This is a genomic window from Yoonia maritima (genome assembly GCF_043641945.1).
GTDB classification, from domain to species: domain Bacteria; phylum Pseudomonadota; class Alphaproteobacteria; order Rhodobacterales; family Rhodobacteraceae; genus Yoonia; species Yoonia maritima_B.
Genome location: NZ_JBHZRX010000004.1, coordinates 478911 through 504249, shown reverse-complemented (window position 1 = coordinate 504249; position 25339 = coordinate 478911). Strand labels below are relative to the sequence as shown.

General features: G+C 55.1%; 26 protein-coding genes and 1 tRNA gene. 16 read left to right on the top strand and 11 right to left on the bottom strand.

The genetic code is table 11. The features are described from left to right. Positions 1 to 9: 9 nt before the first annotated feature. From ACHUEV_RS12075 to ACHUEV_RS12055, 5 genes are all read right to left on the bottom strand, one after another. Complete coding sequence (locus tag ACHUEV_RS12075; RefSeq protein WP_394180160.1) at positions 10 to 366, bottom strand: hypothetical protein; 357 nt, start codon at positions 364 to 366, stop codon at positions 10 to 12. Positions 367 to 1176: 810 nt separating this feature from the next. After that, a tRNA-Arg gene (locus tag ACHUEV_RS12070) sits at positions 1177 to 1253 on the bottom strand. 61 nt (positions 1254 to 1314) lie between these two features. Next, positions 1315 to 2715 carry a sensor histidine kinase gene (locus tag ACHUEV_RS12065; protein WP_394180158.1) on the bottom strand — a complete coding sequence of 467 codons (1401 nt, stop codon included), beginning with the start codon at positions 2713 to 2715 and terminating at the stop codon, positions 1315 to 1317. Positions 2716 to 2724: 9 nt separating this feature from the next. Then, positions 2725 to 4143, bottom strand: a complete 1419-nt coding sequence (locus ACHUEV_RS12060; RefSeq protein ID WP_394180156.1) for a dihydrolipoyl dehydrogenase family protein — start codon at positions 4141 to 4143, stop codon at positions 2725 to 2727. 3 nt (positions 4144 to 4146) lie between these two features. Next, positions 4147 to 4875 (bottom strand): TVP38/TMEM64 family protein, encoded by a 729-nt coding sequence (locus tag ACHUEV_RS12055; protein ID WP_394180154.1) that lies wholly within the window; start codon positions 4873 to 4875, stop codon positions 4147 to 4149. A 279-nt stretch (positions 4876 to 5154) separates the two neighbouring features. On the opposite strand from ACHUEV_RS12055, the gene rpmH reads away from it, so the two are divergent. The 3 genes from rpmH to yidD are packed head-to-tail and all read left to right on the top strand — an operon-like array spanning position 5155 to position 5913. Continuing rightward, positions 5155 to 5289 carry a 50S ribosomal protein L34 gene (gene rpmH / locus ACHUEV_RS12050; RefSeq protein ID WP_008231458.1) on the top strand — a complete coding sequence of 45 codons (135 nt, stop codon included), beginning with the start codon at positions 5155 to 5157 and terminating at the stop codon, positions 5287 to 5289. A 22-nt stretch (positions 5290 to 5311) separates the two neighbouring features. Next, the gene (rnpA, locus tag ACHUEV_RS12045) at positions 5312 to 5695 is read left to right on the top strand and encodes a ribonuclease P protein component (RefSeq protein WP_394180199.1); all 384 of its coding nucleotides are present in this window, start codon (positions 5312 to 5314) and stop codon (positions 5693 to 5695) included. After that, a complete protein-coding gene (yidD, locus tag ACHUEV_RS12040) occupies positions 5692 to 5913 on the top strand; it encodes a membrane protein insertion efficiency factor YidD (protein ID WP_106357984.1) in 222 nt (73 codons plus the stop codon). Before rnpA ends, yidD begins: the two co-directional genes overlap by 4 nt. Here yidD and ACHUEV_RS12035 read toward each other — a convergent pair. Continuing rightward, on the bottom strand, positions 5910 to 6281 hold the full coding sequence (locus ACHUEV_RS12035) for a winged helix-turn-helix transcriptional regulator (protein ID WP_394180151.1): 372 nt from the start codon (positions 6279 to 6281) through the stop codon (positions 5910 to 5912). The genes yidD and ACHUEV_RS12035 overlap by 4 nt on opposite strands. A gap of 100 nt (positions 6282 to 6381) precedes the next feature. Between ACHUEV_RS12035 and ACHUEV_RS12030 the strand changes: the two genes are divergently transcribed. The 4 genes from ACHUEV_RS12030 (at position 6382) to ACHUEV_RS12015 (ending at position 10414) form a co-directional block, all read left to right on the top strand. Then, on the top strand, positions 6382 to 6777 hold the full coding sequence (locus ACHUEV_RS12030; protein ID WP_394180149.1) for an MAPEG family protein: 396 nt from the start codon (positions 6382 to 6384) through the stop codon (positions 6775 to 6777). 42 nt (positions 6778 to 6819) lie between these two features. Continuing rightward, positions 6820 to 7713 (top strand): tRNA 2-thiocytidine(32) synthetase TtcA, encoded by an 894-nt coding sequence (gene ttcA / locus ACHUEV_RS12025; RefSeq protein WP_394180147.1) that lies wholly within the window; start codon positions 6820 to 6822, stop codon positions 7711 to 7713. A 339-nt stretch (positions 7714 to 8052) separates the two neighbouring features. Continuing rightward, on the top strand, positions 8053 to 9645 hold the full coding sequence (locus ACHUEV_RS12020) for a substrate-binding domain-containing protein (protein ID WP_394180146.1): 1593 nt from the start codon (positions 8053 to 8055) through the stop codon (positions 9643 to 9645). A gap of 163 nt (positions 9646 to 9808) precedes the next feature. Further along, positions 9809 to 10414, top strand: a complete 606-nt coding sequence (locus tag ACHUEV_RS12015; RefSeq protein ID WP_394180144.1) for a LolA family protein — start codon at positions 9809 to 9811, stop codon at positions 10412 to 10414. A gap of 52 nt (positions 10415 to 10466) precedes the next feature. Here the strand turns inward: ACHUEV_RS12015 and ACHUEV_RS12010 are convergent, their stop codons facing one another. Together ACHUEV_RS12010 and ACHUEV_RS12005 are read right to left on the bottom strand one after the other, a co-directional pair. Then, positions 10467 to 11054, bottom strand: a complete 588-nt coding sequence (locus ACHUEV_RS12010; RefSeq protein ID WP_394180143.1) for a transglycosylase SLT domain-containing protein — start codon at positions 11052 to 11054, stop codon at positions 10467 to 10469. Positions 11055 to 11129: 75 nt separating this feature from the next. Next, the gene (locus ACHUEV_RS12005; protein WP_394180141.1) at positions 11130 to 12011 is read right to left on the bottom strand and encodes an AEC family transporter; all 882 of its coding nucleotides are present in this window, start codon (positions 12009 to 12011) and stop codon (positions 11130 to 11132) included. 67 nt (positions 12012 to 12078) lie between these two features. Here ACHUEV_RS12005 and hspQ point away from each other — a divergent pair, with 67 nt between their 5' ends. Both hspQ and yaaA read left to right on the top strand, forming a co-directional pair. Then, positions 12079 to 12405, top strand: coding sequence for a heat shock protein HspQ (gene hspQ, locus ACHUEV_RS12000; RefSeq protein ID WP_394180139.1), 327 nt, complete (start codon positions 12079 to 12081; stop codon positions 12403 to 12405). A gap of 59 nt (positions 12406 to 12464) precedes the next feature. Further along, positions 12465 to 13238, top strand: coding sequence for a peroxide stress protein YaaA (gene yaaA / locus ACHUEV_RS11995; RefSeq protein ID WP_394180137.1), 774 nt, complete (start codon positions 12465 to 12467; stop codon positions 13236 to 13238). A 55-nt stretch (positions 13239 to 13293) separates the two neighbouring features. On the opposite strand, the gene ACHUEV_RS11990 is transcribed toward yaaA, so the two are convergent. Then, positions 13294 to 14469 carry an acetyl-CoA C-acyltransferase family protein gene (locus tag ACHUEV_RS11990; RefSeq protein ID WP_394180135.1) on the bottom strand — a complete coding sequence of 392 codons (1176 nt, stop codon included), beginning with the start codon at positions 14467 to 14469 and terminating at the stop codon, positions 13294 to 13296. Between the two features lie 138 nt (positions 14470 to 14607). Between ACHUEV_RS11990 and ACHUEV_RS11985 the strand changes: the two genes are divergently transcribed. From ACHUEV_RS11985 to selD, 6 genes are all read left to right on the top strand, one after another. Further along, complete coding sequence (locus ACHUEV_RS11985; protein ID WP_394180133.1) at positions 14608 to 15102, top strand: VOC family protein; 495 nt, start codon at positions 14608 to 14610, stop codon at positions 15100 to 15102. 64 nt (positions 15103 to 15166) lie between these two features. Next, complete coding sequence (locus ACHUEV_RS11980) at positions 15167 to 15823, top strand: ABC transporter ATP-binding protein (protein ID WP_394180131.1); 657 nt, start codon at positions 15167 to 15169, stop codon at positions 15821 to 15823. After that, a complete protein-coding gene (locus tag ACHUEV_RS11975; protein ID WP_394180129.1) occupies positions 15820 to 18204 on the top strand; it encodes an ABC transporter permease in 2385 nt (794 codons plus the stop codon). Before ACHUEV_RS11980 ends, ACHUEV_RS11975 begins: the two co-directional genes overlap by 4 nt. Continuing rightward, positions 18194 to 19219 carry a lipocalin-like domain-containing protein gene (locus ACHUEV_RS11970; protein ID WP_394180127.1) on the top strand — a complete coding sequence of 342 codons (1026 nt, stop codon included), beginning with the start codon at positions 18194 to 18196 and terminating at the stop codon, positions 19217 to 19219. The genes ACHUEV_RS11975 and ACHUEV_RS11970 overlap by 11 nt, the downstream gene beginning before the upstream one ends. Beyond that, complete coding sequence (locus ACHUEV_RS11965; protein ID WP_394180125.1) at positions 19212 to 19769, top strand: pyridoxamine 5'-phosphate oxidase family protein; 558 nt, start codon at positions 19212 to 19214, stop codon at positions 19767 to 19769. Before ACHUEV_RS11970 ends, ACHUEV_RS11965 begins: the two co-directional genes overlap by 8 nt. Then, a complete protein-coding gene (selD, locus tag ACHUEV_RS11960) occupies positions 19766 to 21862 on the top strand; it encodes a selenide, water dikinase SelD (protein WP_394180123.1) in 2097 nt (698 codons plus the stop codon). The genes ACHUEV_RS11965 and selD overlap by 4 nt, the downstream gene beginning before the upstream one ends. On the opposite strand, the gene mnmH is transcribed toward selD, so the two are convergent. After that, positions 21849 to 22901 (bottom strand): tRNA 2-selenouridine(34) synthase MnmH, encoded by a 1053-nt coding sequence (gene mnmH, locus ACHUEV_RS11955; protein ID WP_394180121.1) that lies wholly within the window; start codon positions 22899 to 22901, stop codon positions 21849 to 21851. The genes selD and mnmH overlap by 14 nt on opposite strands. Before the next feature lie 100 nt (positions 22902 to 23001). Between mnmH and ACHUEV_RS11950 the strand changes: the two genes are divergently transcribed. Further along, a complete protein-coding gene (locus ACHUEV_RS11950) occupies positions 23002 to 24540 on the top strand; it encodes a hypothetical protein (protein WP_394180119.1) in 1539 nt (512 codons plus the stop codon). Here ACHUEV_RS11950 and ACHUEV_RS11945 read toward each other — a convergent pair. Next, on the bottom strand, positions 24537 to 25325 hold the full coding sequence (locus ACHUEV_RS11945) for a metallophosphoesterase family protein (RefSeq protein ID WP_394180117.1): 789 nt from the start codon (positions 25323 to 25325) through the stop codon (positions 24537 to 24539). The genes ACHUEV_RS11950 and ACHUEV_RS11945 overlap by 4 nt on opposite strands. Between the last annotated feature and the right edge of the window lie 14 nt (positions 25326 to 25339).

Genomic DNA, 25339 nt, shown 5'->3' with positions numbered 1-25339 from the left:
GTCTCCCGGTCAGAAATCAGGGCAGAAATCACTGGTCGTGGTGGTCGTAGTGGTGGTCGTGGTGGTGGTGCAGGCGAGCGTCGAGTTCGTGGTGAACGTCAGGATCGTAGTGATCGTCCCATCGCCCTCGGTACCGCCACCGCCTCCAATCATCAGACGCAAGTCATCCTCGTTATCGGCGAAAAGGGCGACCAGTTCCTTGAACTCGGAGCTTTGGCGGCCCCGGTCCGCAGCTTCGCCAGAGAGTCTACGAAGGGTTTCACTGAACTCCCGGTCGGTCAACGCGCGATTGACGACATCGTTGACTTTGCGCGTCAAATCGGTGCGTTCAGGCCGCGCGCGGAATTCGTTTTCGTTTTCGGGCATGGCAAAACCTCTCTATAGATTGGTAAACTTGTCTAAGATCTTCGAGTCCCTACAAACGCAACGAGTTTAACATGGATAGTCGTTTCCGCATAGTGCGTGGCTTAATGTAAGATCCTACCCCTCCTACACTCCAACCCATTTGCAAAAGGGTGACCAAGGGTTGCCCTTGTCTTAATCAATACAAGCCAGTTAGCTTACCTTCCTTTGGTTGAGGGGATTTAGGCGAAAACGGTCCTTTCTTGGTCGCCGACGGTGCGATGCCCAAAAAAGCTGAACATTCGGATACCACAAACTCTTGAAAAAGCATCGTTTGGTTTTGACAGGTGTTTGACCACCTATTGAGACCCGGACGTTCGTGCGAAGCGCAGAATCAAGTAAAATGGGCTCTTTCCAGTCCTTCGCTGCATGTTAGACGAGCGGCAGCTTTGGTCCACTTATCGATCATGTAAATGAGACGCGGTTAAATCCGCGTCGCTAGATCCTCATTGGCTCAGGGGATTTGGACAAGCCAAACGCCCTTCACCGTCAGGGTGGAGGCGCAGCCTCCCCCCTCGGACAAGACAAATAGACAAGGCCGTGTCCTCGCTGCGCTGCGGGCCGCACCAACCTTGTCGATTTGTCCTGTCTCGCCCCCCCCTCCGCGTTCGCCACGTGGCAGATCAGCAGGAACAGGCGCCTACGGCGTCTGACCTGCAAATCAGCCCTGATTTTCCGGAAAGGGAAGTCAGCTCAACGGAACAGGTCAAACGGGGTTTGGGTCAAAGTCATGACGAAAAGGTCAAATTCATCTGACGTTCGACATGTGGTAAATGGCGGACTGGGGAGGATTCGAACCCCCGACCCCTTGATTCGTAGTCAAGTACTCTATCCAACTGAGCTACCAATCCGCGTTAGGGGGGATTTAGACGTGCTGGCGGTTGGGCGCAAGGCCCAATTTCGATTATTTTGTCATTCATTTACTTCCGTAAGGGCAAGGTCGGCTTTGGGCAGTTCGATGACGAATGTTGTGCCTGCCTCGCCGGTGCTTTCCAGTCGTAGCCGTCCGCCGTGTCCTCGGATCAGGTCGCCTGCGATGACAAGGCCCAGTCCGGCCCCGCCTTTTCGTACGCCGCCTTGGAAAGGTTGGAATAGGTGTTCTTGTGCCTTTGGTGGCAGGCCTGGCCCGGTGTCGGAAACTGTAAGGTGCCAGCGGTCATCGTCTTCGTGGGCGTGAAGGCCGATTTCGCCGGGTTTATTGGTGGCCATGATGGCCTGACGTGCGTTGCGGACGAGGTTCTGAATGACACGATACAATTGTTCACCGTCGGCGCGCAGTGTCATCGAGGCAGGAATATCCTCGGAGAATGATAGTGAGTAATCGCCTGCTGCTAGCCGTTCGCTGTCGATCACGTCACTTACGATTTGCGCAAGATTAACGCGTGACAGTGATGGGGCAGGTTCTTCGACGCGTCCGAAGGCAAGGGTCGTTTCGCATAGGTGCACGGCGCGTGTGATTGATCCGACCAGCTTTGGCGCCATGCGTTGAACCAGCGGGTCTTCTGACCCTTCAATCCGGTCCGTGAATAACTGCGCGGAGGTCAGGATGTTACGCAGGTCATGGCTGACCTTGGCAACGCCGCTGCCAAGCTGCGCAAGCCGTTCCTTTTGTTTCAGGGCGCTGGTCAGTTGGGTCTGCATCATCTGCAATGACTCTTCGGCGGCCCGCAGTTCCTTGATGCTGGCAGAGGGCGTAATGATCTGTCGCGCGTCTTCGGGGGATTTGGCGTAGGCTTCCATGTGGGCGACGACGCCTTTGATCGGCGTGACGAGCAATTTGCGAACGGCAAAGAACAATAGGCCAGCTGTGACCACTGAGATAAATGCCGATAGGATTAGGATGTTCCAGCCGTATTTGAGCATTGCCGCACGTAACGGCATTTCATCAATGGTGACTTCGATCAATAGTCCGCCATCGCGCACAGGGTTCCCGATGATCCGGATGACCCGTTCTTCGGCGTCTAGCAATGTTCGCAAAGCATCAGCGATCAGCGTCATGCTGGTCGGTGCGCGCATGTCATATGTTGCCGTGATTGGTGACGGTATTGGTGATGACAATGCCAGCTGTCGCATGTCATCGCGCCGCAACACGACGTTATAGACTTCGGCGTTTTCCAGCAGCTCCGCCTCGAGAGCTGGGCTGATCATATCGTCCGCTTCCAACGCGAGCGACGCAAGCTGCGCCCGTTCAAGCCGAGCAAGCAGATAGTCTTGGCGAAATCGTGCGATGGAGGGGACGAAAATGAACACTTCGGCCAACATCACGAAAACTACCGTGAGAATCAGAAATCGGCCGGAAAGTGAGTTGGTCATTATTCCTCGCTATGGCAACCACCGCTGCACAAGGCCGACGACACGTTTGACCGTCGGGTTTTCAAAAAGTCTTGGGCTAAAATAGGCACCCGCAGCCCGTTTGTTAACCTCAGTAATGGTGGGGTAGGGCAGAACGGTGTTCGCGATGGCAGACATCTTCATGTTATTGGCGATCGCCATGGCCCACATTCCAATCAATTCACCCGCTTGATGGCCCACGATTGATGCGCCAATTGGGCGTCCTTTTAACACCATGACCTTGATCAGGCCTTTGGTTTTGCGTTCTGCGATTGCGCGGTCGTTATGGTGGAATTCAAAGCGTACGACTTCGACCTTGTCGCCATGTTTTTCTTTGGCCTGTGCTTCGGTTAACCCGACTTGCGCCAATTCTGGGTCAGTGTAGGTCGCCCAAGGGATGTGATCTGTGCGTTGCTTTGATGGCAGGCCGAATAGCATCGACCGGATCAGAACACCTGCTTGGTAGCCAGCAACATGCGTGAATTGCAGCCCGCCCGCGACGTCACCGGCTGCATAGACCCTTTTATTGCTGATGGATCGCAGGTTATCGCCAACCTTTAGCCCGCGGCGGTCATGTTCGATGCCGCCCTTATCAAGGTCTAATTTATCCGTGTTCACCTTGCGCCCAACGGCCATCAACAGGTGCGATCCAGTAAAGTCACCCTTGGCCGTATGCACAGTGATCGTGTCACCTTTGCCGCTGATTTTTTCGGCTTGGGCATCTTCAATGATGTTCACGCCTTCTTCGCGTAGGGTGTCGAGAACGATTTGAGCAAGCTCTGGGTCATCATTACCTAGCGCTTTTGCGCCTTCGATGACGGTTACATTGCAACCAAGTCGACGGTGGGCTTGTGCCATTTCAATCCCGATGGGGCCGCCGCCGATAATGATTAGGTGCTTGGGTTTTTCGCGCAGATCAAAGATGTTTTCATTTGTGAAATAAGTGACGTTATCCAGCCCCGGAATGGGCGGAACCAGCGGGCCGGATCCGGTTGCCACGACAAAACGCCGCGCAGTGATGATCGTGTCGCCTGCTTGAACTTCGGTTTCTGAAATGAAGTGGCCGTATTCTTGGATGACATGAACGCCTAAACCTTCGAACCGTTCGACACTATCGACCGGGGCGATCGTGGCGATCACATCATGAACGTGGTCTTTGGCTGCGGCGTAATCGACGACAGCGTCGGTTTCAGCAACGCCCAACTGGCCACCATGCGACATCGCATAGGCTTGTTTGGCTGATGCGATCAGTGCTTTGGATGGCACGCAGCCGTAGTTCAGGCAGTCGCCGCCCATTTTGCCGCCTTCGATCAACACGACCTTTGCCCCCATCTGAACCGCGCCTGCCGCAATCGACAGCCCGCCAGAGCCGCCGCCGATGATGCAGATATCTGTTTTAATGCGCTTCATGGTCTAAAGGCCTTTCTTGCCGCGGACGGCTTTGATCGCAATGGGAAGGGCAGCAAGCGCCGACAATCCGATGATAGGGAAAAGGATAGCTGGCTCGAAGATGATGCCAAGGTTTGGGGCTTCGCCTTTGGCAAATATTTCGCCCAAGCCTCCCCCGACCGATGTGTAGATCACAGCGCCCGGGATGATCCCAAAGAACGTGGAAACAACAAATCGGTGCAGTGGGACGCCCAAGAACGATGGAATCAGGTTAGCCAAAAAGAACGGGACGACTGGAAGAAGGCGCATCAGAAACAGCATCGACCATTGGTTATCGTTGATTCCGGCTTTTACCTTTTTCACCATGCCTTCGGCGCTATCGAGCTTTTGGCTTAGGGCTTCGCCAAATCCCCAGCGCGCAGCAAGGAAGATCCCCGTCGCGCCGATTGTGGCAGCGGTCATGTTGAATAATGCACCGGGAAAGACGCCAAACAGAAAGCCCCCAGTAAGGGTCGCGATTGTTGCGCCGGGCAGGGAAAAGGCCACGATCACAACATATGCAGCCATGAACGCCATTACGGTAACAAGGTAGTTGTTGTCACGAAATGCCAGCAGGGCCTCGCGATTCTCGGCTAAGGCTTCGAATGTCAGCTTGTCACGCAAAAGATACGTACCAATTACTGCGACGATGATAATCGTGATCAACGGCAGTTTTCGGATCAGCGGGTGTGTGGCGGTGGTCGTCATGGTCATCCTATAGCGGGGCAGCGTGTCGCACCATAGATGGACATATATGGTGGCGGGCGGTACCCGCATCACGACGCGTTGATAGGAAACGTACGGTTATTTCAGTTTTCACTGGTTTGGCCGAGATCACTGAAACATTTGCGACTCTGACTTTATTGGAATTGTTGCAGTTTCAGGGGGCTTCGCGCGTTGACATGCAGTGGTCTCCTCTCTAAAGGACAGGTCTGAAATGTTGATCGGCTTCGAATCCCTTCTGGGGTTTGGCCTCGAACCGGAGAGAACGCGATGAAGCGCACGTTCCAACCATCAAACCGGGTTCGCAAGAACCGCCACGGATTCCGCGCACGGATGGCTACTAAAGCTGGCCGTAAGATCCTGAACAATCGCCGTGCCAAAGGCCGTGCGAAGCTAAGCGCGTAAGCGTTAGCACGTTTTGAGCGATTTGAAACCGCCGGTTGGGCCTGTTGACGGCACTCCGGCGGTTTCCGTTTGTCTGCACGTCCTGAAAAAGCGTGCGGATTTTGTGCGTGCGTCAAGTGCGCGTCGCCAAGGAACCCCCGGTATTCACCTGCAAGCCCGTAAACGGGCCGAGGGCGAAGCAGAGGGGATTCGCGTTGGGTACACCTGTTCAAAGAAGGTCGGCAATGCTGTCGCCCGTAACCGTGCCAAGCGCAGGTTGCGCGAAGTTGCCCGTGCCGTTTTGCCTGAAATGGGGCTTGATGGCTGGGATTACGTGCTGGTCGGTCGTAAAGATGTGACCGCGACCCTACCTTTTGATACGTTGATCGCGGATTTACGCCGCGCGTTGAAAAAGGTGCACGCATGACCCCCTTGGCTTACGTCGTTTCATTGCCCGTTCGCGCATATCGTTTGGTATTGTCGCCATGGATCGGGAATAGCTGCCGTTTCCACCCGACTTGTTCGGTCTATTCACTTGAGGCGCTGGAAAAGCACGGCGCAATCAAGGGAAGCTGGCTGACCATTCGTCGTATCGGCCGATGCCACCCTTGGGCTACTGGCGGCGTAGACAACGTACCTGATTAATCTCTGCCGGGCGCGCTGCGCCCTTCGCGGAACCAATCGGGTGTATGCCATCTGTCATCCAAATTTTCTTCTGACCAGTCGCTCATCGCAATGAGGACAGGCCGGAGCGCTTTGCCCTTATCAGTCAGATGATATTCATACCGAGGTGGGCGTTCTGAATACTGAACACGTTTCGCAACGCCGACTTCGGTTAGCTGTTTCATTCTGTTTGCAAGAATGCTGGCTGGCACCCGTTCGTTTCCGGCCTCAAGATCACTGAACCGCCGTTTCCCAACCAGCATGTCGCGGATGATGATGAGCGTCCAACGGTCACCCCATAGATCAAGGAAGCTAGAGATGGGGCAGGGGCTACGGTGATCTGTTTTCATGCCTCAGTTCTACACCTGAGCGATGACTGAATCAAACTTTCAATTTGAAAGTTACTGTTCGCATGGTAGCTTTCGATTCGAAAGTAACTGGAGGTGAAACATGGAACTTATCGCAATACTGGGAATCGGGACGCTGACATTTGTCGCGGCATTCGGGCAGCATTTGTATACTGTACGCAGCAAAGGTGTGGGCTTTGTCATGACGGATCGGTCGCAACCGCTATCCAGCGATGGGTTTGCAGGGCGATCGGGGCGGGCATTGCGCAATACCGTGGAATCGTCTGCGATGTATGTACCTGCGGCCTTAGTTGTGGTGGTCTTGTCAGGGCAAACGCAGATAACAGCAACAGCGGCGTTGGTTTATTTGATCGCGCGGGTTGGCTTCCTCGCGGCATATTGGGTTGGAGCTAGCGGTTTGCGGTCGGGGTTTTGGGGGGTCGGAATAGCGTCAATTGTCGTGACATACGTTGGGGCAATCAGTGCGTTGAGCCGTTAACAAAAGATTGGATTGCACCGCAGCATCTGGCATAGGACGCCTATGTTAGATGAAGCCGACGATATCCATCCGCTGTTCTACGGTGCGCCCAAAACCACCGAGTTCAAGAAGCTACGTAAACGCATCGTGCAGAATGTGCGCGAGGCGATAGAGCAGTACGGCATGATCGAACGCGATGCACGCGATCCTGACGCACCTCCGGTGCGATGGCTGGTCTGCCTTTCCGGCGGCAAAGATAGCTACACGCTGCTGGCCATTCTATATGAACTGAAATGGCGCGGGTTGCTGCCGGTTGAGCTTGTGGCCTGTAACCTTGATCAGGGCCAGCCTGGCTTTCCGGCGACCGTACTGCCTGAATTCTTAGAAAAGATGGGTGTACCTCATCGGATCGAATACCAAGACACCTATTCTATCGTGATGGACAAGGTACCTGCTGGTCGCACGTTCTGCGCTCTTTGTTCACGCCTGCGCCGCGGCAACCTGTACCGTATCGCGCGTGAAGAAGGGTGTTCTGCCGTTGTCTTGGGGCATCATCGCGATGATATCCTTGAAACGTTTTTCATGAACTTGTTTCACGGCGGTCGTTTGGCGACGATGCCGCCAAAACTGGTGAACGAAGAGGGTGATCTTTTCCTTTATCGCCCACTTGCCCATGTGGCCGAGGTCGATTGCGAAAAATTTGCCAATGCGATGAACTATCCGATCATTCCTTGTGACCTTTGCGGCTCACAAGACGGATTGCAGCGCCAACAGGTTAAGCAAATTCTAGATGGTTGGGAAAAGAACAGTCCCGGTCGGCGTCAGGTCATGTTCCGGTCGTTGATGAACGCAAGGCCGTCGCACCTGCTTGACCCAAAGCTGTTTGATTTTGCGGGGCTGACACTAGGCAATGGCGCAGCGGATAGAACGAAACCTAATAGAATCGACCGGTCATAGGTCGGGACTCCGCGTTCCCAAGATGCGCGGTATTCGACGCCAAGTGGTTGTTTCTGATCGAAGTTTGATCAACCAGCGAAAGCGCGAGACCAATTGCACTTGCACCTGTTCACCTATTTCTGTTGCTGATGCACCTAAGTTTGGCACAAGTGGAGCCCATACAGTTGTATCGGCGGTTTTCCGCAGGTATCAAAGAACTCAACAAGGCTAAGTGATTGTTGTGAGTACCAGCACCGTTTGTGTTTGAAGGGGTCGATCGACAAAGTCTTGCCAGCTGCGTCGATCCAAAAAGTTGCGAGTTCCACCTCTCTCGCGAACGAATGGTCACTGGAGCTAAAAATGATCACGCTGAAGAATATGACTGCTGCACTTTTGTGTGCAGTTGCACCAACTGCATTATTTGCTGAACCGGTAGAGCTTCGGTCGGTTGACGGCTTTATCAGCGTAGACGGGGAAATCGTTGGATATAACGGGACTATGGTTTCGGTCGAAACCTCTGTTGGCCGCGTCAGCGTCCCTGCGTCACAGGTCGTTTGTTACGGCGCGGGCTGTGTTCAGGTGATTTCGGACAATGATTTCGGTCTGACAAATGATGCATTCGAAGGTGTTGTTGTCGAGGAAAGTGTCGCTGTCACGGGCGGCGCCGACGAATTCGTCGTCAGCTTCACTGCGCCGATCTTTGATACAATATACCGTAGTGTCGTTGGTTCATATGCGATGACGGGCCAGTCAAGCGCCACTGTAGAAGTTGGGTCCGCTGGTAACATCGCAATGGACAGCGCGGCGACGAATGAGACCGCAAACATCCACATCGCGCAGCCCGGCGAGCCTTCGAATGCTGTCATCAGCACGGTCACAATGCGCGGATCAGCGGATGAGGCTTATTCATCTGCGACAGATTGGGCGACTGCGCCAGCGCTAAGCGATCAACTGCTCGGCGTGCGTGCCTTTGCCGTTATTGTTGCACCAGGTGTTGAGGTCGATGGCGTCTCAATGTCAGAACTCGCTGGTATTTACGCTGGAGAGATCAAAAACTGGTCTGAAATTGGTGGGCCGGATATGGCGATCTTGCCGCTGCAATTGCCAATGAATTCAACCGTCCGGACAGAGCTTGTAAAACTTGTCATGGAACCAGCAGGCAAAACCATCGCGGGTAATATCCTGACGATGGCTGACGGCATTAGCATTGCATCTTCAGTGAACCAGTTCGCTGGCGCCATAAGCGTCGTTGGTATTGAGGATTCCGAAGACAACATCACTTTGCCCGTGTCGGGGGAATGCGATGCGCCAGTTGCTTTGAACGCGTTTAACGTTGTGTCTGGCGATTACCCATTGATCCGTCCGCTTATGATCAGCTTTGATGCCGTGCCCGAGACAACACTGGTGTCCGATATGTTCGACTTTGCTGCAAGCACGACAGCGCAGCGCCTGATTTCGGCAGAAGGGTTCGACAACTTTTCGGCTGCAGGGCAGGATGAAGTTGAAAAAAACCGCCGCCTAAACCGTCTGTTGGGTGGTGATTTTGATGAAAACGAACGCCTTGCCGCTGCGCAGATGTTCCAACGCCTGTTTGAGGCCAAGCGCCTATCGCCCACTATGATTGGCGGCCCAACAAGCGGCGTCGAAGGTGGGTGGAACCGCGCGATGTTCGAAAGCCTGTCAGCAGCGCTTGCCGCGTCAGATATGGTCGGCAAAGACGTTATGTTTGTCGGCTTTACCGACAACACCAACGGATCAGAGGCGGCATTGGCTGCTTCGGCCGCCGCCGCGGCAGAGATGCAAGCAGCATTCATGAGCTACGCGCCGGATGTCGTGGTGGGTAACAACCTGACACTTTCATCGCATGGGTTTGGCGGCATTTCGTCTGCGACGTGTAATGACGGACAAGTCGAAGGCGCGAGCCACAGCCGGGTGGAAATCTGGGTTCAATAGCCTGAAATCACTGTCCTTTAAGGCGATCGGCGGCTCTCTGAACAAATCAGAGAGCCGCTGTTATTTAAAATCAGCGGGCGTGATATCGCCTAACACGGTGATAAATGCTGTCTTTGTCCTATCTGAGGCTGGAAGTTCCTGCCCAAACACATAGGTAAAGAGCATGATAAAACGTATCCTATACACCGTCCTAGCAGTGGGGCTTGCCGTTTACGCAGGCGCCGCATCCGCGCAACAACTTAGCCTTGCGCAGATTTCGCAATATCTGAACCAACTGCAAACAGCGCAGGGCGGGTTCACGCAGATTAACCAAGACGGCACGCTTTCGACCGGCCAGATCTATATTAAGCGCCCGGGCCGCATTCGGTTCGAATATAATGCGCCCGATGACACGCTCGTCATTGGTGGCGGCGGTTCGCTTGCGATCTTTGATCCGCGCTCAAATGCGGGACCAGATCGCTATCCGCTGAACCAGACCCCGCTTGGGCTGATCTTGCGTGAGAACGTAAACCTAAGCCAAGAGAACATGGTCACGGGTGTGACCTCTGACGGCACAACAACCACGGTTACGGCCCAAGACCCCGATCACCCCGAGTATGGGAACATTCAGCTTGTGTTTACAGCTAACCCGGTAGAGCTGCGTCAGTGGATCGTGACCGATGATGTTGGCACGCAAACAACAGTTATTTTGAATGATCTTGCCAAAGGTGGGCGTGTTCGGGACATCCTGTTCAACATTCAGGCTGAAACGCGTAACCGCAGTAACTAAGTCTGTTCATATAGATAAAGAAAAAGGCGGCCCGCGAAGGCCGCCTTTATTGTTACCGTTTCCGGCAGGATCGTAACTGCGCATCATACATGACAGCGCGGGCTTCGACCTCTCCGGCGATACGGATTAGCCAGCTTTTTGATTTCCAAGTTCCACGCAAATACCCGGTACGGCCATCGTGATAGGCTAAATACTGATTGCGCGTGTCGTGAATTGGAACACCTGTCGCACCAACGGTCTGTGCCATGTACCAGCCCATGAAATCCGTTGCGTGACGGATGTTTTGGCGGCTCGCACGGGAGCCACCGACAGACTCTTGGTATTCTTTCCAAGTGCCATCAAGCGCCTGACTATACCCAACTGCAGAGGACTGTCGCCCGACTGGGATCACACCCAGCGCATAGCGATGCGGCGGACGGTTGTTACTGATGAATTTGCTTTCCTGATAGATGATCGCCATCAGTGACGGCACAGGCACGCCGTATTTGCGTTCAACGGCGCGGAAAGCGCGTAAATACTCTGGGCGCTCGGACACAATACTACACGCATCGTCTAGGTTTCGCGGGGCCGAGTTATGGCTCGGTCCTCCACAGCTGCCTAGAACAAGCATCAGTGCCATAGCGCGAAAGAAACTGCTCATTTGCCTCTCGCTCATTTTGTTTTTTTAACACGATAGCGTGTTCAGACCGATCTGCAAATGCCAAAGGCAGGTAGATCAGATCACAAAAGCAAGGATAATCGGCAAATAGACGACTGACAGCAGGGTCGAGGCAACGACAAGCCCCGCAACAGGCTGCGCATCGGCCCCGTATTTTTCGGCTAACAGGTACGAAGTAACCGCCACAGGGGTCGCAATTTGAACGATAAGAACCGCCGCCGCAACAGGATCAAGCCCGAACCAAGCCGCCGCGGCCCATGATGCGGCCACGCAGATGATGACCTTGATCACTGACAGCCACATGGCTTGTGTCATTGCTTTGGTCTCAAGCCGGGCAACGGCCACGCCAAGGGTAATCAACATGATGGGAATCGCCATTTGGCCGATCAGTTCCAGCGTATTCGTCAAAACCATCGGCGTTTGCCAACCTTGCCAAAGAAATAAAGCGCCTAAAAGAGTGGCACCAACCAAAGGCTCTTGGACAACACGTTTCAGTGATCCACCACCTGAAACGATCCAAACGCCGATCGTAAATGACAAGATCGCCATGACTGCAAACACGACGACAGCGTAACCAAACCCCACCTCGCCAAATGCAAAAAGCGCGAGCGGCAGGCCCAGATTTCCGGTGTTCCCAAAGACAAGGGGAGCGAGAAACGTACGGATGTCTAGCCCTGCGATTTTGACCAGTGCGAAACTCACGGCCATTACAATGAGATAAGCTACCAGTGACGCAAGCGATAAGGCAGCCAGCGCCTCGGGCTCGATCTCGGTTTTCATTAGCGCGACAAAGATCAGGCACGGCACCGATAGCGTCATCGTAAGGCGGGTGACGAACTCAACACGGTATTCGAAACCCAGCTTCACCCATGCAAATCCAATAGCGGCCAAAATGAAAACGGGTGCTGTAATATTCAGCACTGTTAAGATCATATTCACAGTCTGTTTCCTTAAAACGTGTCGCGCACCGTGGACTTTAGGGGTCTATGGGCCATATATTCAAACTATGTTCAAGACGCGCGCGAAATATCATCTTGGCCAAGTGGTCCGCCATCGCAAGCATCCCTTCCGAGGGGTGGTTTTTGACGTGGACGCGATGTTTTCGAACACAGACGCGTGGTATAATGCCATTCCAGAGGACAGCCGGCCCAAGAAGGACCAACCGTTTTATCACCTTTTGGCTGAAAATGACCAAAGCTTTTACGTGGCTTATGTGTCCGAACAGAATTTGATCGCTGACTATTCTGGCGAGCCTGTGGATCACCCCGATGTGGATGATTTCTTTGGTCCATTTGAGGATGGGCAGTATCCGTTGCAGGTTCAATTGAACTAAGGTCTGGTCACCACGGTCCCCCGTGTTACATCTTCCGGCAATTCGAAAGGAAGATTGTCATGCTCGTCGTTGTATCCCCTGCCAAAGCTCTTGATATGGAACCGGTCGGGATTACCCCCACGCAGCCCGCGTTTCAGGAAGACGCAGTGCGTTTATCAAAAACCGCACGCAATCTGACTTTGGCAGAATTGAAAAAGCTGATGCATTTGTCTGATGATCTGGCCCGCCTGAATCGCGACCGTTTCAAAGCGTTCGCCGCAGAACCCAGCGATGATGCAGTAAAACCCGCTGCCTTGGCGTTCAATGGCGATACCTATCAGGGACTAGAAGCAAAGACCCTATCCGAGGATGACATGATCTGGGCGCAGGACCATCTGCGCATCCTGTCAGGGCTATACGGGCTGTTGCGCCCACTGGACGCGATGCAGCCCTACCGTTTGGAGATGGGTAGCAAGCTGAAAACCCGGCGCGGCAAATCTTTGTACGACTATTGGGGCGACATAATTGCCAAGGCGCTGAATGCCCAAGCTGCTGAGGTAAATGCCCAAGTGCTGGTGAATTGCGCCAGCCAAGAATACTTTGGTGCGGTTGATCTGAATGCGCTTAAGCTGCGCGTGATCACGCCGCAGTTTATGGAAGTCAAAGACGACAAGCCTCGCATCGTTAGCTTTTTCGCCAAACGCGCACGTGGTGCGATGGCGCGTTACGTTGTTGAGAACCGCCTGACCGACCCTGAAGATATCAAAGGCTTCAGCAGTGGCGGCTATGACTATGACCCCGACCTTTCCGAAGGGGATAAGTGGGTGTTCGTGCGGGACTATCCCACGAAATAAGAAAAGCCGCGCGTCCAGCAGAACGCGCGGCTATCTTTAGATCTGGAATGCTAGATCAGATACGCTCAATCGCCAGTGCGATGCCTTGACCGCCGCCGATGCACATTGTGATTAGACCGCGTTTGCCGCCCGTCCGTTCCAATTCGTACATGGTTTTGACCGTGATAATCGCACCGGTCGCACCAACAGGGTGACCTAGCGCGATTGCGCCGCCATTTGGGTTCACGCGTGCAGGGTCGAACCCAAGCTCTTTGCTGACGGCCAATGCCTGCGATGCGAAAGCCTCGTTCGATTCGATCACGTCGAAGTCGCTGGCGGATAGACCAGTTTTTTCAAGCAGGTTGCGGACAGCAGGAACAGGGCCAATCCCCATGACATCGGGCCGCACGCCTGCGTGACCGTAACCAAGAACGCGGAATTTGGGCGTCAGCCCGGCCTTTGCTGCTGCATCAGCCGTTGCCAGAACCACCGCTGCTGCACCATCGTTCAGACCAGATGCATTGCCCGCAGTAACGGTCCCGTCTTTTTGGAACACGGGACGAAGACCGCCCAGCTTTTCCATCGTGCTGGCCTTTGGGTGTTCGTCGCGTACGAAATCAACCGTGTCGCGTTTGACCCGCACCTGTACCGGCGCGATTTGACTATCAAAGTAACCGCCTTCGATCGCCGCTGCTGCCCGTTCTTGGCTAAGCATCGCGAATGCATCTTGGTCTTCACGGGTAATCCCATGCTCTGCCGCGACATTTTCAGCCGTGACGCCCATGTGGCCTGTTCCAAACGGGCAGTTAAGCGCACCCAGCATCATATCTTGGGATTTGATGTCACCCATCTTTGCGCCCCAGCGGGCATCAGAAAGGATGTAAGGTGAGCGGCTCATGTTTTCTGCACCGCCAGCAAGGCCGAACTGCGCATCACCCAGCATCAGCGACTGCACAACAGATACAATCGCCTGAATGCCCGACCCGCAAAGCCGGTTTACGTTCATCGCAGGGGTTGTTTCAGGAACGCCCGCATTCATCGCTGCGACACGGCTAAGATACATGTCGCGCGGTTCAGTGTTGATCACATGCCCAAATGCAACGTGGCCGATTTGGTCGCCTGCAACGCCAGCACGTTCCATTGCAGACTTTGCCACAACAGTACCAAGATCAATCGGCGGTGTACCCGCCAACGATCCACCAAAAGTGCCAATAGCAGTACGTGCGCCGCCAAGGATTACGATTTCAGTCATTGAAGCCTCCCGAATGATTTCGGGTACACTACAATGACGAATGTCCAAGAACACCAGAACGTCAGGTCACAACGTTGAAAATTCGGCATCCGTTCTTATGTGGTATACATTAGTATACACTGTATGGGTTTGACAAATATGAGACTAAGCTGGTTAAAAATTGCATATACCGCTCGAAAATTACTGTGGCGTGGCGGTGCTCAAGCCAAAGCAGAAGGTGGTAGTCTAAGTGCCGGATTGTTTCACGATGAATGGATTAAAAGTCCCCAGTCGTCAGCGGATAGTGGTGGGACTAAGACCAGTGTCGTTCAAATAAGGATGCGGGCCGACGAGCTGAATGAGATGCGTCACTTCTATCTCGAACTGTTAGGGTTGTCCGAGGTGGAGGGCCTCAACGATGAGGAAGAAGTAGGTGCTTTCTGGGCGTCAACCGGCTTACGCAAGGTGTATTTCGGCGAACGTGATCACGGCTTTTTGGCTGGATCAAACCTAGTAATTCCTGAACTTGATCCGGCACATACGCGATTGACGGATGCAGGTGTGACTTCCCATTGGGATAACGGCCTTAAATATGTTCGGCGCTTACAAGTGCGTGACCCCGCTGGAAACCATATCACTCTTGTTGGCGCGTAGCTGCGGAAGTCGGGCTTTCCATCGTCGTTTGACGTGCTAAGTCATGTTCAACGCGCGAGGGAATATGTTGCTTACTGTTGAGAATGTTCAGAAAACTTATGCCACTGCTGACGGCCCGTTCGAAGTCTTGCGTGGCGTGGGGCTGCAACTGGACGCGGGAGAGACGCTTGCGCTTACCGGAGAATCCGGCAGCGGTAAAAGCACGCTTTTGCACCTGATTGGTGGGCTGGATACCCCGGATCAAGGGCGTATCGTTTTAAACGGCGCCGATATTGCGGCACTTGATGATAATGGTCGTGCAGAATTGCGACGCGGTACAGTTGGTGTGGTTTTTCAGCAGTTTAACCTGATCCCAAGCCTTAAGGTGGTCGACAATATCGCCTTTCAGGCGCGTCTTGCTGGTCGCTATGACCCAACATGGGCGCAGACGCTTGCCGATCGGATGGGGTTGACGGCGCAGCTGAACAAATACCCCGAACAATTATCAGGTGGTCAGCAACAGCGGGTCGCAATTGCGCGTACGCTTGCGCCCAAGCCGCAGTTGGTTCTAGCGGATGAACCGACTGGAAACTTGGATGAAGATACCGCAACGGCTGTCATGGATTTGATCCTTGAGCTGGTCGCTGAGACTGGTGCAGGGCTACTGATGGTCACCCATTCCGAGGCCTTGGCAGGTCGCATGCAGCGTCGTTTGCATCTGCGGGCGGGTCAAATCGCATGACCCGGGCAACGCTTCATGCGTTGCTGTCGCATTGGTGGCGCAGCCCGTTGCAGTTGTTCACATTGCTTGCAGGACTAGCACTAGCCACGGCGCTTTGGTCTGGGGTGCAGGCCGTCAATGCCGAAGCCCGTGCAAGTTATTCCGCAGCAGCCACGACATTGGGCGAGGGGCGGTATGACCGCCTGTTGCGCCGTGATGGGCAACCGATTGATTTAGCGACCTATGTCGCACTTCGCCGTGCGGGTTGGTTGGTGAGCCCAGTCATCACGGGGCGCTTGAATAACGTGCGTATTGTTGGGGTCGAACCATTGACTGCACCGGGTAGTATGGGTGCGCTTGAAATGGCGGATGGCGCTGATGTTGAACGGTTCTTAGCTGGCCAAGGTCAGATGTTTGCATCGGCCGATGTCGCTGACCGTCTGCCCGAGTTCGAAGTTATCATTTCCCAAAATGCTGCGCCCAATACGGCAGTGACCGATATTGGCATTGCCCAGCAGATATTGGGCCGCCCGGGCGAAATTGATAGCCTTGTGATCGCTCCTGACCAGCCCGCATCTCAGGCGGACTTGTCCCAGATCGCGCCTGATCTTATCAGGCAACAGGCACAAGCCAGCACCGATGTGGCACAGCTTACGGATAGCTTTCACCTGAACCTAACAGCCTTTGGATTACTGTCATTTGCTGTTGGCATCTTCATCGTGAATGGCGCGATTGGCTTGGCATTTGAACAGCGGCGTCCCGTTGTGCGAACGCTGCGGGCGCTGGGCGTGCCGTTGCGCAGGTTGGTGCTGCTGATGGCGGCCGAGCTGATGTTCTTTGCTTTTATCGCGGGCGCTATTGGCGTGGTCTTGGGCTACGCAATCGCTGCGCTTTTGTTGCCAGATGTCGCGGCGACCTTGCGCGGATTATACGGCGCGGATGTATCTGGAACGCTGCAATTGCGTCCGTCTTGGTGGTTATCCGGGCTTGCGATTGCGTTGGGTGGCACGGCAGTGGCGGCTGCTGGCGCGTTGTGGAAACTGTCGCGAATGCCGCTTTTGGCCGGTGCACAACAGCGAGCACTTGCCATGGCGGCTGGACGGCGGGCATGGGCGCAAGCCTTGGGCGCGGGCGTATTGTTGGCAATCTACGCGATCCTTAGCATCACCGCCGAAGGGTTAATTGCGGGCTTTACCTTGTTGGCTTGTCTTCTGGTTGGCGCGGCATTGGCGTTGCCATTCGTGCTGGACCGCGTACTGGCATTGGCTAGCCGCGGCGTAAAATCCGTCACTGCGCAATGGTTTTGGGCAGACACGCGGCAACAGCTGCCGGGCTTATCGTTGGCGTTGATGGCGTTGTTGTTGGCGATGGCCGCAAACGTTGGTGTCTCGACGATGGTTTCTAGCTTTCGAACGACCTTTACTGGCTTTCTGGAACAGCGCCTGACATCTGAGCTATATATCAATACTGCTGACCCGGCGCAGGCTGCCGCCTTTGTAGCATACGCGACACCACGTGTTGATGCAGTCCTGCCGATCATGTTCACCCAGATCACAATCGCAGATCACCCGACCGAGATTTACGGCACGCGCGATCATGCGACCTATCGCGAAAACTGGAAGATGCTTGACGGTGCGGCGGGGCATTGGGACACAACCTTTGCCGGGAATACGATCATCATCAATGAACAGCTCGCGCGGCGGGCTGGTTTATCGATAGGTGATCCAGTGGCAGTCCAAGGTCGCCAGATGCCTGTTGCCGGTATTTATGGCGACTATGGCAACCCGATTGGCCAAGCGATCATCGGCGAACATCTGTTTGAAACGCTATACCCCAATATTACCCCTGATCGGTTTGGATTGCGTATCGACCCTGCAAAGGCACCCGATTTCGTCGCAGCACTGACACGCGATACCGACGTATCAGCCGCGCAGGTGATCAATCAGGCTGGGATAAAGGCACTCTCGCTTGAGGTTTTTGAACGGACCTTCACCGTGACCACAGCGCTGAATATCCTGACATTGGCCGTCGCTGGTTTCGCCATTTTAATGAGCCTGCTGACCCTTGCTGCAATGCGCGTGCCGCAACTGGCCCCGGCATGGGCGATGGGTATGACGCGATCCCAACTGGGGCGGCTAGAACTGCTACGCGCAGTGTTGCTGGCAATGCTGACGGCGGTGTTTGCTTTGCCGCTTGGGCTTGCGCTGGCGTGGGCGCTCTTGTCTGTGGTGAACGTCGCGGCGTTTGGGTGGAAGCTGCCGATGTACCTGTTCCCGCTTGATTACGCGCGATTGGGCGTGTTTGCGTTGCTTGCCGCGGCACTCGCGGCACTATGGCCAGCCCGGCGTTTGGCGCGCACGCCACCAGCGGATTTGCTAAAGGTGTTTTCAAATGAACGTTAAAGCGCTGCTTTTGTGTCTGTTGCCCGTCGCCAGTCATGCCCAAGGCTTTGCTGGGTTAGGAACAGTCGTTGATGGGTTTGCAGTACCGCAGCGTGGTACGCAGTTTGATTTTCCAACCGACCACGGTGCGCATGACAACTATCGCATTGAATGGTGGTATCTGACTGCGAACCTTAAGTCCGAGGATGGCACAGATTACGGCCTGCAATGGACGTTGTTCCGTTCGGCCCTTTCACCCGAAAGCGGCAGCGGATGGGCCACCCCACAATTGTGGATGGGGCACGCCGCCGTGACGACGCCAACGGCCCATTACGTGAGTGAACGGCTGGGACGTGGTGGGATCGGGCAGGCGGGCGTCAATGCCGACCCATTCACAGCTTGGATCGACGACTGGGAATTATCAGGCAATTGGAACACCATGCAAATGTCTGCCAGCGGGGCAGATTATAGCTATGATATGGGCCTGACTGCGCAGGGGCCGCTGGTGTTTCACGGGGATGATGGGTATTCTGTCAAATCCGCCGAAGGGCAGGCGTCGTATTACTATTCGCAGCCCTATTTCGACATCGCAGGCGCGTTGAACCTGCCCGACGGTAAAGTCCCCGTGACTGGCATCGCATGGCTAGACCGCGAATGGTCCAGTCAGCCGCTTGGCGCAAGTCAGACAGGGTGGGATTGGTTTTCATTGTCGTTCGATGATGGGGCGAAACTGATGGGGTTTCGGTTAAACGAAACGGATGGCACGCATTTCACGTCGGCCACATGGATCGAACCAGACGGCACCGCAACGCCGATGCCAGACGGGGCGTTTAACGCGGTACCACTTGAAGAAAACGGGCAGGGCGTCCCGGTGCATTGGCAGGTCAAGTTGCCTGAGCATGGGGTTGATGTCACAGTCGAAGCAATCAACGATAATGCTTGGATGACGACCAGCGTTCCTTATTGGGAAGGGCCCGTAACTGTCACGGGCAGCCACGAAGGGCGCGGATACCTAGAGATGACAGGCTATGAGTGAATGGTATGAAACATTGGATGGGCTGCATGCACGGGCGTGGGAAACGCTGAGGCTGGGTGTTTGCAATCAACAGCACCCTGCACGGCTACCAAACTTTGCGACCGTGTCACCTGATGGTTGGCCAGAGGCGCGGACTGTTGTGCTGCGTAGCGCAGAGGCGGCAAGTGGCGAAGTGTCGCTGCATACCGATCTGTTCTCGGGGAAGGTTCAGAGCTTGCGGGCAAACCCCAAGGCTTCGTTACATATTTGGGACAGCGAACAAGCCCTGCAATTGCGAATGAAGGCCGAGGTTTCGATTACTTCGGGGGCAGATACGCGGCAGCTTTGGGACAGGATCCCGGATCATGCGCAGCAGTCCTACGGTGTGACGCCACCGCCTGGCGCACGCATCGATGCCGCGCTTGATTATGTAAAGGAACCTGATCCTGATACCTTTGCCGTGTTGACCTGCAGGATTTCACAAATCGATGTTGTTCATTTGGGGGATGATCATCGTCGCGCGTTGTTTTCGCGGGCAAGCAATTGGGCAGGGCAGTGGCTATCACCATGATGAATCTTCCGCTTACACGTGACCTTGTGCTGATCGGCGGGGGGCATACTCACGCATTGGTGTTGCGGATGTGGGGCATGAATCCGCTGCCGGGCGTGCGGGTAACGGTTGTTAATCCGGGGCCGACTGCACCCTATTCAGGTATGCTGCCGGGCTTTGTTGCAGGACATTACAGCCGTGATGAATTGGACATTGATCTAGTGCGCCTTGCTCGGTTTGCAGGGGCGCGGCTGATTGTTGGTGCCGCCGATGGGATTGATCGCATCGCAAAGACCGTGAGCGTACCGGGGCGGCCGCCCATCGCATATGACGTGTTATCGGTTGACGTGGGGATCACATCAGACATGCCGCAGCTGCCGGGGTTCACGGATCATGCGGTATCGGCAAAGCCCTTAGGCAAATTCGCAAGCTGCTGGGAAAGCTACCGCAACACGGCCCAAGACTCGCAGCTTGCCGTCATCGGGGGTGGCGTCGCGGGGGCAGAGCTTGCCATGGCGATGGCCCATGCGTTGCGTGATCGATCACCAAAGGTCACGTTGCTGGATCGTGGCACCGTGCTTTCGGCGCTGGGCGATACGGCACAAGGAAAGATGTGCGGCGCACTGGAAACGCAAGGCGTGAAAACTGTCGAAAATGCCGAAGTCGTCGAAGTCATTGAAGATGGCGTGTTGCTTGCAGATGGGCAGCGCATTCCGAGCGACTTTACCATCGGTGCAGCAGGGGCAAAGGCGCATGACTGGATCGCGGGCACCAATTTGGACCTGCATGATGGATACATTACCGTCGGCCCTGACCTGCGATCAAATGACCCTGATATCTTTGCCGTCGGCGATTGCGCGCATTTGGGTTTCGATCCCCGCCCCAAAGCTGGGGTCTATGCTGTTCGCCAAGCACCGGTGTTATTTCAAAACCTGCGGACCGTTCTGTCTGGTGGCAAGCTAACGACTTATAAGCCGCAAAAGGATTACCTAAAGCTCATATCGCTTGGCGCGAAATCCGCCTTGGCCGAGAAGTTTGGGACCGCAAAGCAAGGTCCGCTGCTTTGGCGGCTAAAGGATCACATAGACCGCAAATTCATGCGTCAGTTCGATGATTTGCCAGAGATGGAAGCGCCAAAACTACCGCGCGTAACGGCCCTTGGCATGGCGGAGGCGCTGGGCGACAAACCGATGTGCGGTGGTTGTGGTGCTAAGGTCGGGCGGGCGGCGTTGCAGAACGTATTGGCTGGTCAGTTCGGTGATGACGCGGCTGAAATACAGCCAGGGCAGGTTATCTCGACAGATCACTTGCGGGCGTTAACCAATGATCCTGTCACCATGACAAGCATTGCCGCGACCCATGCGCTGGGCGATATCTGGGCGATGGGGGCAAAGCCCCAAGCAGCGACCGTTAGTTTGATCCTCCCGCGTATGTCGTCCGCATTGCAGGAACGGACGCTGGTCGAAATCATGGCAACTGCGACGGAAATTCTGAACAAGGCAGGTGCGAAAGTCGCAGGCGGACATTCGTCGCTGGGTGATGAGTTGACGATCGGGTTCACGATCACAGGGCTGACGGACGCGCCAATCACGCTGGCAGGGGCCAAGGTCGGTGACGCGATCATTCTAACAAAACCCATTGGAAGCGGCACGATCATGGCCGCTGAAATGGCTGGGAATGCCAAGGGCGCAGATGTGATCAGCTGCCTAGAACTGATGATGCAGGGGCAGGCACGCGCGTCAGAGATTTTGCACATTGCGCATGCGATGACGGACGTTACTGGCTTTGGCCTTGCAGGGCATTTGCGCGGGATCTGCGACATGTCGGGAACAGGCGCGGTGCTAAAGCGCGACGAAATTCCGGTGATGCAGGGCGCGCAATCGCTTTGCGATACCGGCACGCGATCGTCCTTGTTTGCAGACAATGTAGTTGGTGCAGGGCAAATCCAAGGGCCATTGTTTGATTTGCTTTATGATCCGCAAACCGCGGGTGGGTTGCTTGCCGCAGTCAGTCGCGAAAGCGCAGAACAAATCTTGGCGGACCTGAAAAAGGCAGGCTATCCAGCAGCGATTATCGGTGAAATCACCACTGGTGACACAATCAAAATCGTTTGATTTCATCCCATATCGCGTCAGCCGAACGTTCTTGGCCTGCTTCATCTAGGGTGCCAGTTGTAACGACGCTCAGCACCTTACGTTCGTCTAGGCGGCGTGACTTTGTGTAGGCTGGATCATAGTGATCAACCATCAGTGCCGCTGCGAATGCTGTTAAATCACCGGCACGCAGCAGGTTCACCCAATTATCCACGATGGCATGGCCACGCACGCGACGCAGATGCGCAAGCCGGGTTTCGATATCGTCGGGGTTATCTGCAATATCCGCATATGCGCGCGTCAGGAATTCTGCACGGGCGGTCAGCGGGGCCTCGATCACGATCCGTGGGGCTTTCAGCATCGCGGTCCATAGCGACGGCGGTACGATCAGGCGACCGATCTTGCTGCTTTCTGCCTCGACCACGACCGGTTGGGCTGGATCCAGTTTATGCAAGGCCATCGCGAGCGCGGTTTCGAACGCCTTTTGCGCGGGCTGCCCACCTGGCATCGAACCCAGCAACGATCCACGATGCGCGGCAAGCCCTTCAAGGTCCAGCACTTGCGCACCACGCGCTGCAAGGCGCGGTAAAAGGGCGGTCTTGGCCGTGCCTGTGTTCCCATCTAGCAAGATAAATCGGTGCGGCAGTTTCGCGTCATAAACAGATCGGTTCACTAGCCGTCGAAAACTTTGGTAGCCGCCTTTTATGGTGTCCGCCCGCCATCCAATTTGGGTCAGGATCGACGCAACTGACCCAGACCGCTGCCCGCCGCGCCAGCAATAAACTAAGGGACGCCAGCTTCCGTCTTTGTCAGCCAGCGGTCCCGAAATATGATCCGCAACATTGCGTGCAACCATCGCCGCACCAACTTTGCGGCCGTCAAACGGGCTGACCTGCTTATAGATCGTGCCAACCTCGGCGCGTTGTTCATTGGACAGGGCTGGCAGGTTGATAGCACCCGGAACGTGATCTTCGGCAAACTCTGCGGGTGAACGCACATCAATCACGGTGTCGTATCCGTGGTTTAAAAGCGCGGTGAGTGACGAAAATTCAATCGGCATAGAACGCGTGTATCTTAGTGCCGCAGTCTGCAAAAGGGATAACCATTGCCGCCCCCGTGTTTCGAACCTAACCTACTCAGAAATCTAATTGAGTGACCAAATGATTGAAACGCCACTTCCTCGAATTGCCCATTGGGCAGATGTTCAGCAGCTGATCGACATGAATGCGTTGACGCCAGCCGAACACCAACTGATTGAGGCGGTGAAGCAGGGCAAATGGGCCGAAGTCGGGAGTGCAGTTCCCAAATCCAAGACTGTGAGCGTCACCATGCGTGCCCCATTGCTGCAGTATTTGATCAAGGGTGGCTGCAATGAATTCGATGCAGCGGGAACAGGTGTTCAGGTCGAAGGCGCCTGGATCGTAGGTAAGGTCGATTTGAACTTTGCGTCGGCGGTTGGGTCGATTGCCTTAGTGAACTGCCACATCGAAGAGCGTCCAAGGATGCTCCAAATCAAGGCACCAAGCCTACTGTTCAAGGGAAGCACGCTGGCCAAGGGGGTGAACGCGCAGGGGGCTGATGTGGTTGGTGACGTGGTTGTCGAAGGGGCAACCGTTGAGGGTGAGCTGTGTCTTTCGGGTGCAAATATCGGCGGTCAATTGATTTGCACTAAGGCGCAGCTACTGCATGGGACAGGTAACGCCTTGAACGTCCAAGGTGCAAGGATCGACGGTGATGTCTTTCTACGTGGTGCGAATGTCGAAGGAGGCGTGCTGCTGTCAGGCGCCGAAGTTGGCGGGCAGCTAAGTTTCAAAGATGCCCGTTTGCGAAACGCTCATGGGTATGCGCTAGATATGCAGCGCACGGTCGTGAAAGAAGGGTTTTACTGGCAGCAGGTCGAAAACGTCATGGGGCGGGTTGATCTGACCTCTGCGCATTTGGCCGACCTCGCCGACGATGCAGAAAGTTGGGACAAGTGCGGTGAGTTATGCCTTGTCGGTTTGACCTATGACGTGTTGCACGGATCAGCGGATGTGGATCAACGGCTTGCGTGGTTACAAAAGGGCGCTGTCTGGGACGAAGAATTTCATCCCCAACCATATGAACAATTGGCAAAGGTTATGCGCGAAAGCGGCCATCGCACCGAGGCGACAAGCATCTTGTTCGACAAAGAACTCGCCCGGCGCAAGGCGATCCGAGGGCGTTGGTGGTCGGATCGTAAGCCGTTTCGTTGGTTCTTGCAGCTGTGTTGGGACTACATGCTGCAATTTACCATCGGGTTTGGTCACCGGCCTCAGCGCAGTTTCTACGTACTGGTTGTGCTTGTGTCGGTGGCTTGGCTATTCGCGCATTTCGCATGGAAAGAGGGCGATTTCGCCCCGAACGTCGCGGTGTTACTTATTTCAGACGATTGGCAGGCGTTGGCGCAAGGGCCAGATGCGGTATCCAATCCTGCGATGGTGTGGGGTGACGCTGATCATGCTGGTAAGGATTACGAGACATTCCATTCTGTCGCCTACGCCGTCGACGTCGTCGTGCCGCTCGTGTCGCTTGGCCAAGATGCGGCATGGGCACCGTCAACAAATCGCGGCCCTTGGGGCTGGCATTTATGGTGGTTGCGCTGGGTGCTGACCGTGTTGGGTTGGATTGTTACGGCCATCGGTGCGGCAGCCGTAACTGGGGTAATCCGCAAGGATTAAACGGTGAGCGGGACGCGGCCCTGATCGGTTAGCGTCCAGCAGTGGCGGCCTTCGAATACGGCGGGCACTAGTGGGCGGCCATAGCCTGCGCCGCCATCCAGATCGACACGGTTGCCGAAATGCTGCGGGTGATCCAATGCTGTGTGGCCGTGCACAACAAGCTGTCCGAAGTGGTGATTGGTATCAAGAAACCCGTCGCGGATCCAAATCAGGTCTTCGGGGTCTTGATGTTCAAGCGAAATATGCGGGCGCAAACCGGCGTGGACGCATAGCAGGTGGTCCGTTTCGTGCCACAACGGCAGGCTTTCGATAAACGCGATATGGTCTTCGGGAATGCTGGCCTGCGCTGCTGCGATCAGGGCCTCGGGGGTGATCCACCCGGCTTCTGTTTCGCAATGCACAAGCTTTTCTTCATCGCCGAACTTCTGTTCAGCGAAATGCATCTGCCCAACGACACCATACGATTGCAACGTCTGTGCACCTCCAAGACGTGGGTTCAGCCAGTTTAGGCCAGACTTCACACGAGGGTCATGTTGCCGCCCTTCACGTATGAAGCGGGCAAAGAACCTGTCATGGTTTCCAAGCAAGAATGTCCAAGGACGCCCCGCAGCTTGTCCTTGCATGAGCGTATCAATGACACCACGGCTATCGGGGCCACGATCAACATAGTCACCCAAGAATACGATTTGCGCATCTTCACCGCCATCCGCCGCAATAAGGGATAGCGCGTTGTCGAGCATTTCTTTCTGCCCGTGAATGTCGCCAATGGCATAAATCGGGGGCATGAAAATTCCTTTGG

Excerpts from the sequence above, each read along its gene's own strand:
- rpmH (WP_008231458.1), top strand. The coding sequence starts at position 5,155 with ATGAAGCGCACGTTCCAACCATCAAACCGGGTTCGCAAGAACCGCCAC.
- ACHUEV_RS12065 (WP_394180158.1), bottom strand. The coding sequence starts at position 2,715 with ATGACCAACTCACTTTCCGGCCGATTTCTGATTCTCACGGTAGTTTTC.
- hspQ (WP_394180139.1), top strand. The coding sequence starts at position 12,079 with ATGTTCAAGACGCGCGCGAAATATCATCTTGGCCAAGTGGTCCGCCAT.
- ACHUEV_RS12075 (WP_394180160.1), bottom strand. The coding sequence starts at position 366 with ATGCCCGAAAACGAAAACGAATTCCGCGCGCGGCCTGAACGCACCGAT.
- ACHUEV_RS12020 (WP_394180146.1), top strand. The coding sequence starts at position 8,053 with ATGATCACGCTGAAGAATATGACTGCTGCACTTTTGTGTGCAGTTGCA.
- ttcA (WP_394180147.1), top strand. The coding sequence starts at position 6,820 with ATGTTAGATGAAGCCGACGATATCCATCCGCTGTTCTACGGTGCGCCC.
- ACHUEV_RS11985 (WP_394180133.1), top strand. The coding sequence starts at position 14,608 with ATGAGACTAAGCTGGTTAAAAATTGCATATACCGCTCGAAAATTACTG.
- ACHUEV_RS12015 (WP_394180144.1), top strand. The coding sequence starts at position 9,809 with ATGATAAAACGTATCCTATACACCGTCCTAGCAGTGGGGCTTGCCGTT.
- yaaA (WP_394180137.1), top strand. The coding sequence starts at position 12,465 with ATGCTCGTCGTTGTATCCCCTGCCAAAGCTCTTGATATGGAACCGGTC.
- ACHUEV_RS11980 (WP_394180131.1), top strand. The coding sequence starts at position 15,167 with ATGTTGCTTACTGTTGAGAATGTTCAGAAAACTTATGCCACTGCTGAC.
- ACHUEV_RS11945 (WP_394180117.1), bottom strand. The coding sequence starts at position 25,325 with ATGCCCCCGATTTATGCCATTGGCGACATTCACGGGCAGAAAGAAATG.
- ACHUEV_RS11965 (WP_394180125.1), top strand. The coding sequence starts at position 19,212 with ATGAGTGAATGGTATGAAACATTGGATGGGCTGCATGCACGGGCGTGG.
- ACHUEV_RS11990 (WP_394180135.1), bottom strand. The coding sequence starts at position 14,469 with ATGACTGAAATCGTAATCCTTGGCGGCGCACGTACTGCTATTGGCACT.
- selD (WP_394180123.1), top strand. The coding sequence starts at position 19,766 with ATGATGAATCTTCCGCTTACACGTGACCTTGTGCTGATCGGCGGGGGG.
- ACHUEV_RS11975 (WP_394180129.1), top strand. The coding sequence starts at position 15,820 with ATGACCCGGGCAACGCTTCATGCGTTGCTGTCGCATTGGTGGCGCAGC.
- ACHUEV_RS12060 (WP_394180156.1), bottom strand. The coding sequence starts at position 4,143 with ATGAAGCGCATTAAAACAGATATCTGCATCATCGGCGGCGGCTCTGGC.
- ACHUEV_RS12035 (WP_394180151.1), bottom strand. The coding sequence starts at position 6,281 with ATGAAAACAGATCACCGTAGCCCCTGCCCCATCTCTAGCTTCCTTGAT.
- mnmH (WP_394180121.1), bottom strand. The coding sequence starts at position 22,901 with ATGCCGATTGAATTTTCGTCACTCACCGCGCTTTTAAACCACGGATAC.
- ACHUEV_RS12055 (WP_394180154.1), bottom strand. The coding sequence starts at position 4,875 with ATGACCATGACGACCACCGCCACACACCCGCTGATCCGAAAACTGCCG.
- ACHUEV_RS11950 (WP_394180119.1), top strand. The coding sequence starts at position 23,002 with ATGATTGAAACGCCACTTCCTCGAATTGCCCATTGGGCAGATGTTCAG.
- ACHUEV_RS12010 (WP_394180143.1), bottom strand. The coding sequence starts at position 11,054 with ATGAGCAGTTTCTTTCGCGCTATGGCACTGATGCTTGTTCTAGGCAGC.
- ACHUEV_RS12030 (WP_394180149.1), top strand. The coding sequence starts at position 6,382 with ATGGAACTTATCGCAATACTGGGAATCGGGACGCTGACATTTGTCGCG.
- yidD (WP_106357984.1), top strand. The coding sequence starts at position 5,692 with ATGACCCCCTTGGCTTACGTCGTTTCATTGCCCGTTCGCGCATATCGT.
- ACHUEV_RS11970 (WP_394180127.1), top strand. The coding sequence starts at position 18,194 with ATGAACGTTAAAGCGCTGCTTTTGTGTCTGTTGCCCGTCGCCAGTCAT.